The organism is Mycolicibacterium insubricum, assembly GCF_010731615.1.
GTDB lineage: Bacteria > Actinomycetota > Actinomycetes > Mycobacteriales > Mycobacteriaceae > Mycobacterium > Mycobacterium insubricum.
Window position 1 is genome coordinate 1,460,596 of the sequence record NZ_AP022618.1, and the last position, 13,011, is coordinate 1,473,606.

Genomic DNA, 13,011 nt, shown 5'->3' on the forward strand with positions numbered 1-13,011 from the left:
TCGTTACTGCCCCGGCGGCGCCAGCATCGACTGCCAGGTCTGGTCTCCGGCGTGTCGACCGAGATCGGTCTGGGTGTAGCTGCGACCGTCCGGTCCGGTGTACGAGCCGGTCGCCGGGTTGTACTCGGCGATGGCGATCGGGGGCCGCACGTCGACCGCTCGCGGCGCCGGTGCCGTCCCGGGAGGGAACTGGGGAATGTCCTGGTTGGTCCAGGTGGCGTTCGGATCGCCTTTCCAGTTGTCGCCGTCGTTGAGCGGCACGTACTCCTCGTTACTTTCGCAGAGCTTCACCGTCGGGGCGCGCTTCCCGGGACGAGTCGCGCACGGGGCGTTCTTCGCGCCCCGGACGTTGTACGCACCGTTCTGCGGTGTGCGGCAGTACAAGTCGCCCGCCGGCCGGTCCGGATAGTCCTCCGAGACCGGGGTCCGCCGTTGGTCTGCAGGCAGGAACCCGGTGGTGCACGGGGGAGGCAGATTCAGGTTCAGGTTGAAGCTCAGGTACTCACCCCGGTAGTCCTGCTTGGTGTTCTTGTTGGCCACGAAGGTTCCGCCGGCCTCGGCGGTGACCTGGGGGAACAGCACCAGCAACTGCTCGATGTTGGGCTGGTAGGTCAGTGCCACCTGGCCGATGCTGACCATGTTGGTCAGCAGGATCGGCAGCGTCGGCCGGAGTTCGGCGATCAGCTTGGTGCCCTCGGCCAGCCCCGTTCCGCCGTCGACCAGCAGTCCGGTGAGGTCGGCGTCGCGGTTCTTCAATCCGGTGGTGAGGCCCGCCAGGTTGGATGTCCAGGTGTTGATCGCACCGGCGGTGTGGGACTGAGAATCCATGACGGGTCCGGACTTCTCGATCAGCGCGATCATCGGATCGAGGTTGTCGCGGGCGTCGATCGACAGCGCGATGGAGCCGTCGACCAATCGGTTCAGCTCAGGCCCGAGTCCGCCGACCGCGGTGCTCGACTCGTCGATGACGGTCTTGAGGTTTTCCTTGGGGATCGCCTGCAGCCCGGTCACCACCTGGCCGAGGATCGTGTTGATGTCCGTTGGCACGCTGGTGTCGGCGGCGGCGATCACGTCACCGTCCCGCAGTGGCGGTGCGTCACCGGTGCGGGGCAGCAACAGGACGTACTGTTCGCCGATCGCCGACTGGCTGTGCACCTCCGCCCTCAGATTCGAGGGAATATCGATCCCGGACGTCAGCGACAGGGTGGCGGCCACCCCGGTGTCGGTGAGTTCCACCGATTGCACCCGGCCCACCTCGACACCCCGGTAGGTGACGTTTCCGGTGGCGTAAAGTCCGGCGGCGGTGGGTAGTTCGAGTGTGACGGTGTAGCGCCCGATGCCGAACAGCCGCTCCGGCAAGCGCACGAACTTGAGCCCCATCACCGTCATCGCCAGCAGCGCCAGCACCGTGAAGAGTGCGAGCTGGATCCGGATCGTCCTGGTCAGATGCATCTATGGCCCCTGGTCCATGAGGTACGGCGCGACCAACGGGTTCCCGGCGTTGCGCGGCCCGCCCGCGGTGCACGGACTGGGGAACTGGCCGATGGTCCGGCCCCACTGCAGTTCGAGTTCGGTGAGGTTGCATTCCCACCGGGTGCCGGTGAACCAGGCCGCGTCGATACGACTCAGTGTGAGGTCGATGATGGCGGTCAGGTTGGCGAAGTCGCCGCGCTGCCATTTCTCGATCGTTTCGTTGGGGAACGGGAAGGTCGCCAGGCCGCTGAGCGCGCGGGTCATGCTGGGACCGGCGTTGGCCGCCGACTCCAGCACCGGTCCGGCGGCCCGCAGAATGCGGGCGATGTCGGCCCCGGAGTCGTTGATCGTCTCCGCGAGCAGGGCGGTGAAGTTGCCCGCCTTGTTGGCGGCGTCGACGATACTGTCACGCCGGGCGCTGAGCACCTCCAGGGAATCCGGAATGGTCGCCAGCGCACGATCGAGGACCGGCCGGCGGTCGGCGAGCTGACCGACGAGGCGGTTCAGGCTGTCCGATGCGGCGATGATGTCGCCGGACTGGAGATCCAGGTTCGTACTCAGGGTGTCCAGTTGGCCGATCAGGCTACGGAAGTCGGCGGTCCGGCCGTTCAACGCGGTGCCGAAAGCCTCGGTGATGTCCTGGATCTGTCCGATGCCACCGCCGTTCAGCACCGATGAGAGCGCAGCCAGGGTCTGCTCGGTGGTGGGGTAGGCGCCGCTGTGTTCCAGTGGGATCACCGAGCCGTCGTGCAGCCGCCCCTGCGGTCGTTCGTTCTTCGGTGCCGCCAGTTCGACGTGTTGTGAGCCGAGCAGGCTGGTCTGTCCGAGCCGGGCCGTCGCATTCTGGGGGAGGTCGACGTCGGCGTTGAGGTGCACGGTGACCAGTGCATGCCAGCCCTGGCGCCGAATCCGGGTGACATTGCCGACCGTCACGTCGGCGACCCGCACCCGCGAATTCTGTTGCAGATTGTTCACGTCGGGCATCTCGATCTGTACCTCGAACGCGCCGGGGCCCTTGCCCTCGGTGCCGGGCAGCGGCAGCGAGTTCAGCCCTCGCCACTCTGCGCAGCCGGAAATCCCGAACAGTGCGGTACCCGCGACGATGGCCGTGGTGAACACGCGGAATCGGAATCGGAATCTCATCGGCCGGCTCCGTTCGGGATCATCATCCCCGACAGTCCGTCGTCGGGGTTCGTCGGAACAGCGGAACTTTCCGCGGGGACGGGTGGGACGAAATCGGGTCGCATCCCCGGCTCGCTGTAGGTGACCTCGTTGGGCCGGGCCTGCGCTCCGACAACCGGATTGATGCCGATCGGCGGGAAGTTGTACTGGCGGTTCTTGACGATTGGGGCGAGATACTGCACGCACAGCTTCGATGCCTGTTCGGATCCCAGCCGGGAGGCCGCCTGGATGGCGCCGCACAGGAAGGTGATCGGGTCGGCGAAGTTGTTGACCGCCAGTGCGCCGGTGAACGACCCGTTCGCCGGCTCGTAGATATTGCTGAAGTTCTGCAGGGCCGTCGGCGTGATGTGCAGCACCTGCTCGATGTCGGGACGACTTTCGTTCAGCGCCGCCATCACCGACGACAGTTTCTCCCCGGTGGTTCCCAGCGCCTCCCGATTGTCCGCGGCGAAGGTCCGAAGGTCGGCCATGGCGCTGTTGAGGTCGGTGACGGTGCGGCCCACCTTGTCCGGGTCGTCGGCCAACAGCGCCGAGACCGCCGCCAGGTTGCCATTCAGTTCCTCCAGCAGATCCGTGCTATCACTGAGGCCGGACACCAGGGTGGACAGGTTCTTGAAGGTGCCGAACAGATCCTTGCTGTGGTCGCCGAGGGCCGAAATTGTCTGGGACAGTTTGACGACCGTGTCGCGGATGGTCGCGCCCTGACCGCGCAGATTGTCCGCGGCCGTGTTGATGAACTGGCCCAGCGTGCTGACGCCACCGGGCGTGGTGGGTTTGAGCAGTTCGTTCACCCGCTGCAGCTGCTTGCGTACGTCGTCCCACTCGACCGGAACCGCCGTCCGTTCCTGTGGAATCTCTGCTCCGTCGGACAACTCCGGGCCACCGGTGTAGGCCGGGGTCAGTGCGATGGCCCGACCGGTCACCAATTGAGGGGACAAGATGATCGCGGCGGCATTGGCGGGAACGCGATACTTGCGGTCGAACCAGAAGGAGATCTTCACCCGTTCGGGTTCGGGCTCGATCTTTTCGATCTTGCCCACCGGCACCCCGAGGATCCGGACGTCATCACCGGCGAACACCCCGATGCTGGTGTCGAAGTAGGCGACCACCGCCACCCGGGAGCGCTCGCTCACTACCCGTGTCGCAGCTACCAGCCCGCCGGCCAGCACCGCGACGAGAATCAGCGTGAGCACGGCCCGTGGCGGCCGCCGTCTCATCATGGGGTCGCCTCCGAATCGGGTGCAGCCGGCTGCGCCGGGGGACCAGGCGGAGGACCGCCGGGCTCGGGTGCCGGGAGCGGCTCGCGGTAGGGGTACCGACCCGGGGACTGGGCCGGCAGATTCGGGTCGGCGTTGCCGGTGATCGCTTCGGGGAGATTGAGTTTGGGCTCGCCGCCCTGGCCGGTCCGCGGCATCGGCATCGGCAACGGCGGGGTGGCGCGCTGACCCACCTGCGGATCGGTCAGTTGCGAAGGCAACAGGGTTGCCGGATCCAGACCCAGGTCGGAGAAGGCCGCCTCCACGAACGGCTGGACGAACTGTCCGGGCAACAGGTTGACGACATAGGCCTTGAAGAAGGGACCCGAACCGACCGATTCTCCCAGGGAGAACGCGTAGGTGCCCAGCCCCTTGATGGCCTCCTGCACTCGCTGCTTGCGGTTGTCGATGATCGTGAGAACTCCGTTGAGCCGTTCCAGCGTCGGTTTCAGGGTCTGGCGGTTCTCGGCGACGAATCCCCGGAGTTGTTGCGCGGCGGCCGAAAGGCTGGTCCAGACTCGGCTCAGTGCGGCGCTCTGCGTGCGCAGTTCGGCGAGTAGCAGGTTGGAGTCGTGCAGCAGCCGAACCACCTGCCCGGTCCGGTCGGCCAGTACGGTGGTGGCGTTGTGGGCGTTCGTCAGTAGGGTGCGCAGGTTGGCGTCCCGGGCGTTCAACGTGTCGGCGAGCCGGGAGACCCCGCGAAGCGCGGCCCGCACCGACTCCGGGGTGTCGGCAAAGGTCTGAGCGATCGTCGCCAATGAATCGGATAATCCTGCGGTGTCGAGACCGTCGATGGTTTTCGCCAGATCGCCGACGGCATCGGGAAGCTGATAGGGCGACTGGGTCCGCTCTCGCGGAATCGGCCCGTCGAGAGCAGCCTCGCCACGGGGCAGGACCTCCAGCACCTTGGTGCCGAGAGCACTTTTCGCCCGGATCCGGGCCTCGGACCGATCGCCGACGAAGACGTCGTCGTCGATCTGGAAGCTGACCCGAACCTGATCGCCGTCCAGATCGATGGCGGAGACCTTTCCGGTCGGATAGCCCGATACCTCGACGCTCGCCCCGGTGAACAGACCCCCGGCCTCGGCGAAGTAGGCGGTATAGGACTTGCCGTCGCCCAGGAACGGCAGTTTCGTGTAGTTGAGGGCCGCCAGCGTGATGGCCAGCACCAGCGAGATCCCGACCATCCCCACGAACAACGGGTTGCGCTCTTGGAAGGCTTTCATTTCGGCGCGCACCTTCCTGTGTTCTGCCCCGCCACCTTGACGTACACGGGTTGACCGCCCTTGCCGTTGAGCTTCAGGACCGCATCGCAGAGATAGAAGCTGAAGAAGTCGCCGTAGATCGCCTGGCGGTTCAGTGCCCGGTACTTGTCCGGGAGCTTGTCAAGGAAGGTTTCCAGGTACTCGTGGTCGTTCAGCGCGAGTACCGAGGCGCGGTCGAGTTCGGTCGTCAGTTTCTGGACCGGCCGGCGGATTTCGGCGAACAGGTCGGCGAACGAGGAGGCTCCGGCGTCGACCGCGGCCACCGCCGTGGACAACTCACCGCGGTGTTCGGCGAGTCCGTGAACCAGCTCTGACAGTGAGGTGACCGCCTTGTCGAATCGGGCGGCCTGCCCGCCCACGGAGCCGAGGACGACATTGAGGTTGTCGATGACCTGGCCGATCAGCTGATCGCGATCGGCGAGAATGTTGGTGACCGCGGCGGTCTGGGTGAGGAAGGAGTTGATCGTCGGGCCTTGGCCCTGCAGCGCCTGCACCAGCTGGCCGGTCAACTCGTTGACCCTTTCGGGGTCCAGCGCCCGAAACAGCGGGCGGAAGCCGCCGATCAACGCGTCCAAATCCAAGGCCGGTTCGGTGTGGTCGAGGCCGATGGTGTCCCCGGGCTGCAGTACCTTCAGCCCGCCCGTGCCTTCCTCCAGCGCCATGAATCGGTTGCCGATCAGATCGTCGTAGCGGATGACGGCCCGGGATCCATCGGTGAGGGTGATGGTGTCATCGGCACTGAACTCGACTCGGACCCGGGTGTCGCGTTGCACGGAGATTTTGGTGACCTTGCCGACCTCGACGCCGGCGATCCGGACGATGTCACCGTTGCGGAGACCCGAGACGTTGGCGAACTCGGCGAAATAGGTTTCGCCCTTGTTGAACCGGAAGTCGGCGAAAACGGTGACCAGCGCGAAGGTCCCGAGCAGGCACACGGCGAGGAAGGCGCCCAGTCGCCAGGCGGCGGGCTTCATCTTCTGCACGTCGTTCTCCCTTCTGGTCGGTGGGCGCGGGTCATGGTGGGCTCTGTCCGTTCTCCTCGGGCCGGACCGGACCCGGCTCCGGCCCGGCCGGACTCACTCCCGGCCAAAGTGCTTGGCCGCCAGGTGCGTACATCGGCGCGCCATAGGGAGGGGTATCCGGGCCGGCGCTCGGGCCGATCGCCGGCCCCGGGAGGCATTCGGAGACGCCGGGGCGCTCCGGGACCGCACGCGTCACCGGGAACCAGTTGGCAGCGCACGGATACCCGATCCCCGGATTGGGCCGGGCATCCAGACCGGTGCCCCAGCCGGTGTTGGTGATGAGTTGACGGACCGGGAAATTCTTCGAAACATCGGGCAGGGAACCGCAACTCGGCTTTCCTCCCGGGCCTCCTTTGGCGGCGACGATCGGCAGGTTGTCGGGGAATCGGTAGGGATCATTGCCGGGCAGCAGCGCCACGTCGAACTGCAGAGAACGCCCGTCGGCGCCGCCGAAGGCCGAGTACGCGCCGTCCTTCAGGTTGTTGGTGGTGCCCACCAGCATGCAGGTGAAGGTGGGGCTGTACTCGAACAGCAGATCGGCCGTCGGGGCGAGCAGATGCGCGACCGACTTCAGGTTGTCCTTGTTGGTGGCCAGCAGATCCGTTGCGGCATCGCCGAATCCAATTGCATTCATCAACAGGACATCCAACGCGGAGGACTGCCGCACCAGCGTTTCGCTGGTGGTGTTGAACGAGTCGAGGATGGTGAGGATGTTCTGGGCGGCACCGGCGTAGGTGTCGTTGAAGCGTTTGAAGGAACGCCAGTCCCGCTGGATCAGGTCGTTTCGGGCATTGAGTTCGGTCAGCACCCGGTTCAGCGCGGTAGTGGCCTCACCCATCCGGTCGCCCTTGCCGCGGACGGCTTCGGCGACCGCGGTCAGGACCGAGTTCAGCTTGGCCGGGTCGATCATCTTGACCAGTTCGACGACGTTCTCGAAGACGGAGTTGATCTCCGCTCCGCCGTTGGTGGCGCGCAGCAGCGCGCCCGCCGCCAGCCGCTGGTTCGAGGGCTCGGCTGGGACCACCAGGTTGACGAACTTGGAGCCGAACGCGGTGGTCACATCGATCCGGGGCTCGACATTGGCCGGGATGAGCCGGAGCTGATCGGGCTGGATGTGCAGTTCGAGCAGAGCGCCATCGGCAGTGTTGGAGATCCGGTCGACCCGGCCGACCTCGACGCCGCGCATCTTCACCTTGGCATTGGGCTCCATGATGATTCCGGAGCGTTCGGCGGACACGGTGACCGTCACGTAGGAGCGGAACACCCCGGCGAAGGTCGCCGAGGTGACCGAGATGAATACTCCGACGGCGACGAGCAGAATCAGCGCGGACCACCCCGGTCCGACGCGATGATCTCCTGGTCGCTGTTCCATCGCGCTAACCGGCCAGGTTGAAGTTGCCGGACTGACCGTAGACGGCCAGTGAGATGAAGACGATCTCGATCGCGGCGATGACCATCGAGATGCGTACGGCCCGCCCCACGGCCTCGCCGACGCCGGCAGGCCCGCCGCCGGCGGTGTAGCCGTAATACGTGTGCACCATCATGATGACCACCGCGATCGCCACCACCTGACCGAAGGACCAGATCAGATCGGTGGGGTTGAGGAAAGTGTTGAAGTAGTGGTCGTACACCCCGGCGCCTTGGCCGTATATCGCGGTGGTTCCGGTACGGGCGGCGAGGAAGGCCATCAGCACCGCGACGCAGTACAGCGGGATAACGACGATCACCCCGGCGATGACGCGGGTCGATGCCAGATAGGAGATGCTCCGGATGCCGATGACCTCCAGCGCGTCGATCTCCTCGTTGATCCGCATGGCACCGATCTGTGCGGTGGCGCCGGCACCGATCGTCGCCGACAGCGCGATCGCGGTGGTGCCGGGCACGATCAGCCGCACGTTGAAGAAGGCCGACGCGAAGCCGGTCAGCGCCTCGAATCCGACCGATGCGAGTTGGTTGTAGCCCTGCACCGCAACCAGCGCGCCGGTGGTGATCGTGAGGAACCCGACGATGGCCACGGTTCCGCCCACCACCGCCAGTGCACCGGTGCCCAACCCCATCTGGGCTATCAGGCGAAACAGTTCGGTGCGGTAGCTGACTAACACGTCGGGGACGGATGACAGTGTCTTGGAATAGAACTGGGCCTGGAGGCCGATGGTCTTCCACCCGGAGACGACATCGGCGACCAGGCGATGCACGCGCGGGTGCAGGGTGCTGGGCAGGGTTGCGGTCACGAGAATTCCCTCAGTTCAGCGTGAACTGAATGCCGACGGCGGTCACCACGATGTTGATGGCGAACAGCACCATGAAGGTGAAGACCACGGTTTCGTTGACGGCGTTGCCGACACCGGCGGGCCCACCGCCGACCGAAAGTCCCTTGTAGCAAGCGATCAGTCCGGCGGCCGTGCCGAACAGGGCAGCCTTCACCAGGGCCACGATCACGTCGGGTAGACCGGTCAGGAGGGTCAGGCCCGCAACGAAAGCGCCGGGGGAGACGTGCTGGACGTAGACGGTGAACAGAAACGCCCCGGAGAGGCCGACGAGGATCACCGAGGCCGATAACGCCAGCGCGACCGTGGTCGCCGCCAGTACCCGCGGCACCACCAGCGCCTGGATCGGATTGATGCCCATGACCCGGAGTGCGTCGATCTCGTCACGAATGGTGCGGGCGCCGAGGTCGGCACACATGGCTGTCGCCCCGGCGCCGGACACCACCAGCACGGTGACGATGGGGCCGATCTGGTTCACCGTGCCGATGGCCGAGCCGGTGCCGGCGAAGTCCGTGGCACCGAATTCGGTGAGCAGGATGTTGAAGGTGAACACCAATAGCACCGAATAGGGCATGGTCAGCATCAGGGCCGGCAGTACCGACACCCGTGCGACGAACCAGCTCTGGATGATGTACTCCCGCCACGCCAGAGGCGAGCGGAACACGGCGATGAATGTGTCGATTGTCATCGCGAAGAAGCCGCCCATGGCGCGGATCGGCTTGGCGGCCGCCTGTACCGACGTCATTGGCGGCGTCGCGGGTGACGTGAGACACACAACATGGCCGAAACGCTACGAAGGCCCGGCGGCGTTGTCGTCTCCCCGTCGGGGTGCTTGTGCTCCCCCGTCGGGGGTATTCCCCGCCGCGGACCTGGTTGGCGACCAGAAATCGGGGTTACGCTGCGCGCTGTTAGGGCCTTGGGATGCCTGTCTGAATACGAAGTTCCTGCAACTGATTTCGGAGAACATCATGGCGGGTGAGCATTTCGACCGGGCGGTGTGGGCCAGGTCGGGCGGGACGTGCGCCGGGCTGGCCGCGGTACTCATGCTCCTCGTCGCACTGGTTGCGCCGGTGCCCGCACGAGCAGCCGGCGTGGAATACCTGTCGGTGCCCTCGGCGGCGATGGGACGTGAGATCCCGGTGGCCTTCCAGGCGGGCGGTCCACACGCGGTCTATCTGCTGGATGCCTTCAACGCCGGCCCGGAGGTCAGCAACTGGGTGAGCGAGGGCAACGCGATGAGCGTGCTGGCCCACCGCGGGGTTTCACTGGTTGCGCCGGCCGGTGGTGGCTTCAGCATGTACACCGACTGGCAAGGCGACGGCAGTCGCCAGTGGGAGACGTTCCTGTCGACGGAACTGCCGGACTGGCTGGCGGCGAACAAGGGGTTGGCGGCCGGCGGGCACGGTGTCGTCGGCGCAGCGCAGGGGGGCACCGCGGCGCTGACGTTGGCCACCTTTCATCCGGGGCGGTTCCGCTACGCCGGGTCGCTGTCGGGGTACCTGAATCCATCGGCCACCGCGGTCAACGGCGCGCTGCGCGCCGGGATGATGCAGTTCGGTGGTGTCGACACGGATCTGATGTGGGGGATTCCGCAGGCGGGCGGATGGAAAGCGCATGATCCGTACCTGTACGTGCCGGAACTGGTGAACAACCGCACCCGGCTGTGGGTGTCCGCCCCGGCGACGCCAGAGTGCAGCGACCCCGCGGCGATGGTGGGTTACTGCGGGCTGGCCGTCGGCACCAACCGGGACTTCGCGGCCCAGTACCGGGCCATGGGCGGGGCGAACGGCACCTTCACCTTCCCGGCTTCCGGCGGCCACGACTGGGGAACCTGGGCGGCCCAACTCGCGGCACTGGCCCAGGATCTGGTGTCCACCGTCGCATGACGGTCAGTTCCGACGCTGGAACGGGCCCGGCAGCGGGCCGAACGGACCGTTGCTGGGGTGGATGTCGCAGACCTCCCAGCCGCCGTGATCCTCGGCGGAGAAACTGATGCCCAGGTCGGTGACGTGCAGGTACAGCCCGGCGACGATGGCGTGCGCGGAGTCCGACGAAGTGGTCTTCAGCTCGTCGGGGCCGTTGCTGTACAGCCCGTCGAAGGCGACGCGCACCTCGTCGTCGGAATGCCGGGCCATCTCCTCTGCCAGCGCCCCGCACGAGTCGGAGCGCAGGGCGGCGACATCGCCGGACCGGGCGGCGGCCAGGTGGGCGCGCACCGCCGCCTCGGCGCTGTCGTACGGGCCCGAGTCACCGGACGAACACCCCGCCAGCATCAGCAGCGCGGCCAGCGTCAGGGCTCTCAGCTCCACGACGGCAGCAACCCGGCTGCGGCGACCTGCGCCAGCGTCGGGGCATCCCGGTCGCGGTGGGACTGCAGGTGCACCGACCCGAACACGGTGTCGGGCCAGGTGATCCCGATCGCCGGGTCGGTCGCGCAGATGGTGTGCTCGCGGGTGGGGGAGTAGCCGGCCGAGCACAGGTAGAGCACCGTCGTGTCGTCCTCCAGCGCGAGGAAGCCATGCGCCAGCCCCTCGGCCAGGTACACCGAGCTGTGCCGCTCGGCCGACAGGGTCACCGCATCCCAGCGCCCGTAGGTCGGCGAACCGACCCGGACGTCGACGACGACGTCGTACACCGATCCGCGCAGGCAGCTCACGTATTTGGCCTGGCCGGGCGGTGTCTGCGCGAAATGCAGGCCGCGCAGCACCCCGGCCGACGACGTCGAGCAGTTGGCCTGTGCCACATCCAGCCGGTGCCCGGTCATCGCGGTGAACTCGGGTTGGGTGAACCACTCGAAGAAGCTGCCGCGGTCGTCGTCGTGCACGGTCGGGGTGAGCTCCCACGCGCCGGGAATCGCCAGTTCGCGGAATGCCATCATTGCCCCCGCACCGCGTAGCCGGCCTCGACGGTCTCTTTGCCCGGCGCCCACCAGGACTCGTTGTCGCGGTACCAGCTCACGGTCTGCGCCAGCGCCGCCGCGAAGTCGGTGTGCAGCGGCGCCCAGCCGAGCTCGTCGCGCAGCGCCGTCGGGTCGATCGCGTACCGCAGATCGTGCCCGGCGCGGTCGGTGACGTGGTCGAAGTCGTCCGGGTCCTGGCCCATGATCTCCAGCAGCGTGCGCAGCACCGTCAGGTTGGACCGTTCGCAGTTCGCACCGATCAGATACGTCTGCCCGATCCGGCCGTCGGCCAGGATCGCGCGCACCGCCCGGTTGTGGTCGGTGACGTGGATCCAGTCGCGCACATTGGCGCCGGTGCCGTACAGCTTGGCGCGCCGGCCGGTCAGCAGATTGGTGATCTGGCGCGGGATGAACTTCTCCACGTGCTGGTAGGGACCGAAGTTGTTCGAGCAGTTCGACAGCGTCGCCGCCACGCGAAACGAGCGGACCCACGCCCGCACCAGCATGTCGGCGCCGGCCTTGGTCGCGGAGTACGGGCTCGACGGGTTGTACGCGGTCTCGGCGGTGAATCGGGCCCCTGAGTCCAGCGGCAGGTCGCCGTACACCTCGTCGGTGGACACGTGGTGCAGCCGCACACCGTGGCGGCGCACCGCCTCCAGCACGGTGAAGGTGCCGACCAGGTTGGACCGGACGAACGCCGACGGGTCCGAAAGGGAGTTGTCGACGTGGGTTTCGGCGGCGAAGTGCACGACGGCGTCGGTGCGGGCGACCAGGTCGTCGACCAGCGGCGCGTCGGTGATATCGCCGACGACGAGCTCGACGGCGTCGCCCAGTGGAGCCAGCGCCTCGGCGCTGCCCGCGTAGGTCAGCGAATCGAGGACGGTGACGGTGTCCTCGGGATGTTCGTCGACGCATGCATGCACGAAGTTCGCGCCGATGAACCCCGCCCCCCCGGTAACCAGCAGACGCATGGGCTCAATGCTAGAGGCCGGGTGCGTCGAAGATCGCCCGCAGCGCCGCTTCGTCGCCGTCGATGTCGAGGAACGCGGCGAGGTCGGAAAAGGCGAGCGCTCCCGCCGCGAGCCCGAGCACGACGGGCGCCTCTCCGGTCAGCGTCGCATCGAGCGGGCGCCCGTCGGGCCGCGTCACCTCGATGCCCGATTCGGTGCCGGTGATCTGCGCCGTGAAGCCCTCGACGCAAATGCCCACGGCAACCGGCCGGTCGGCGGGCGCACGATTTTCGAACAGGGCGGGTAGTGCCACCAGGAGCCATTCGCCTCGAAACTCATCGCCCTCGGGCCCGCGGACCATCAGCGGTGTGGACCAGCGGACCAGCGCGTTGATGGGTTCGCGAAGTTGTGCGCCCCACGGGGTGAGTGCGTAGCTGATCGCGTTGGCGTCATCGGAGAGCCGGCGTTCGATCACCCCGGCGGTCTCGAGTTCGCGCAGCCGATCGGTCAGCAGGTTGGTGGCAATACCGGCCAGGCCGTCGCGGAGCTCGCCGTAGCGCGCCGGTCCCATCAGCAGCTGGCGGACGATCAACAGATTCCACCGGTCGCCCACCACACCCAATGCTCGGGCCAGCCCGCAGTACTGGCCGTAGCCTCGCGCCATCGCCACCTACTTGCTAATCTAAAGTGAACTTGA

Annotated in this window: 13 protein-coding genes; 1 reads left to right on the forward strand and 12 read right to left on the reverse strand. The window is 66.9% G+C overall.

Annotated features, from left to right (window positions below; translation table 11 throughout):
• Positions 1–3 precede the first annotated feature (3 nt).
• Genes G6N16_RS07005 through G6N16_RS07040 form a run of 8 tightly spaced genes read right to left on the reverse strand, consistent with a single transcriptional unit; the run spans position 4 to position 9,210 of the window.
• Complete coding sequence (locus G6N16_RS07005) at positions 4–1,452, reverse strand: MCE family protein (protein ID WP_083032351.1); 1,449 nt, start codon at positions 1,450–1,452, stop codon at positions 4–6.
• The gene (locus G6N16_RS07010; RefSeq protein ID WP_083032349.1) at positions 1,453–2,616 is read right to left on the reverse strand and encodes an MCE family protein; all 1,164 of its coding nucleotides are present in this window, start codon (positions 2,614–2,616) and stop codon (positions 1,453–1,455) included.
• Positions 2,613–3,875, reverse strand: a complete 1,263-nt coding sequence (locus G6N16_RS07015; protein ID WP_083032347.1) for an MCE family protein — start codon at positions 3,873–3,875, stop codon at positions 2,613–2,615. The genes G6N16_RS07010 and G6N16_RS07015 overlap by 4 nt, the downstream gene beginning before the upstream one ends.
• On the reverse strand, positions 3,872–5,137 hold the full coding sequence (locus G6N16_RS07020) for an MCE family protein (RefSeq protein ID WP_110810915.1): 1,266 nt from the start codon (positions 5,135–5,137) through the stop codon (positions 3,872–3,874). Before G6N16_RS07020 ends, G6N16_RS07015 begins: the two co-directional genes overlap by 4 nt.
• Positions 5,134–6,150, reverse strand: coding sequence for a virulence factor Mce family protein (locus G6N16_RS07025; RefSeq protein WP_083032398.1), 1,017 nt, complete (start codon positions 6,148–6,150; stop codon positions 5,134–5,136). The genes G6N16_RS07020 and G6N16_RS07025 overlap by 4 nt, the downstream gene beginning before the upstream one ends.
• 40 nt (positions 6,151–6,190) lie before the next feature.
• Complete coding sequence (locus G6N16_RS07030) at positions 6,191–7,570, reverse strand: MCE family protein (RefSeq protein WP_163787810.1); 1,380 nt, start codon at positions 7,568–7,570, stop codon at positions 6,191–6,193.
• Between the two features lie 4 nt (positions 7,571–7,574).
• Positions 7,575–8,405, reverse strand: coding sequence for an ABC transporter permease (locus G6N16_RS07035; protein ID WP_283165172.1), 831 nt, complete (start codon positions 8,403–8,405; stop codon positions 7,575–7,577).
• A gap of 34 nt (positions 8,406–8,439) precedes the next feature.
• Positions 8,440–9,210, reverse strand: coding sequence for an MlaE family ABC transporter permease (locus tag G6N16_RS07040; RefSeq protein WP_083032340.1), 771 nt, complete (start codon positions 9,208–9,210; stop codon positions 8,440–8,442).
• A 223-nt stretch (positions 9,211–9,433) separates the two neighbouring features.
• On the opposite strand from G6N16_RS07040, the gene G6N16_RS07045 reads away from it, so the two are divergent.
• Entirely contained in the window at positions 9,434–10,351 is a 918-nt protein-coding gene (locus G6N16_RS07045; protein WP_407663620.1) for an alpha/beta hydrolase, read from the forward strand.
• A gap of 3 nt (positions 10,352–10,354) precedes the next feature.
• Here the strand turns inward: G6N16_RS07045 and G6N16_RS07050 are convergent, their stop codons facing one another.
• The 4 genes from G6N16_RS07050 to G6N16_RS07065 are packed head-to-tail and all read right to left on the reverse strand — an operon-like array spanning position 10,355 to position 12,978.
• The gene (locus tag G6N16_RS07050; protein ID WP_234805948.1) at positions 10,355–10,774 is read right to left on the reverse strand and encodes a hypothetical protein; all 420 of its coding nucleotides are present in this window, start codon (positions 10,772–10,774) and stop codon (positions 10,355–10,357) included.
• Positions 10,765–11,340, reverse strand: coding sequence for a dTDP-4-dehydrorhamnose 3,5-epimerase (rfbC, locus tag G6N16_RS07055; RefSeq protein ID WP_083032392.1), 576 nt, complete (start codon positions 11,338–11,340; stop codon positions 10,765–10,767). The genes G6N16_RS07050 and rfbC overlap by 10 nt, the downstream gene beginning before the upstream one ends.
• Positions 11,340–12,335, reverse strand: a complete 996-nt coding sequence (gene rfbB / locus G6N16_RS07060; protein WP_083032338.1) for a dTDP-glucose 4,6-dehydratase — start codon at positions 12,333–12,335, stop codon at positions 11,340–11,342. Before rfbB ends, rfbC begins: the two co-directional genes overlap by 1 nt.
• Positions 12,336–12,345: 10 nt before the next feature.
• A complete protein-coding gene (locus tag G6N16_RS07065; RefSeq protein ID WP_083032391.1) occupies positions 12,346–12,978 on the reverse strand; it encodes a winged helix-turn-helix transcriptional regulator in 633 nt (210 codons plus the stop codon).
• Between the last annotated feature and the right edge of the window lie 33 nt (positions 12,979–13,011).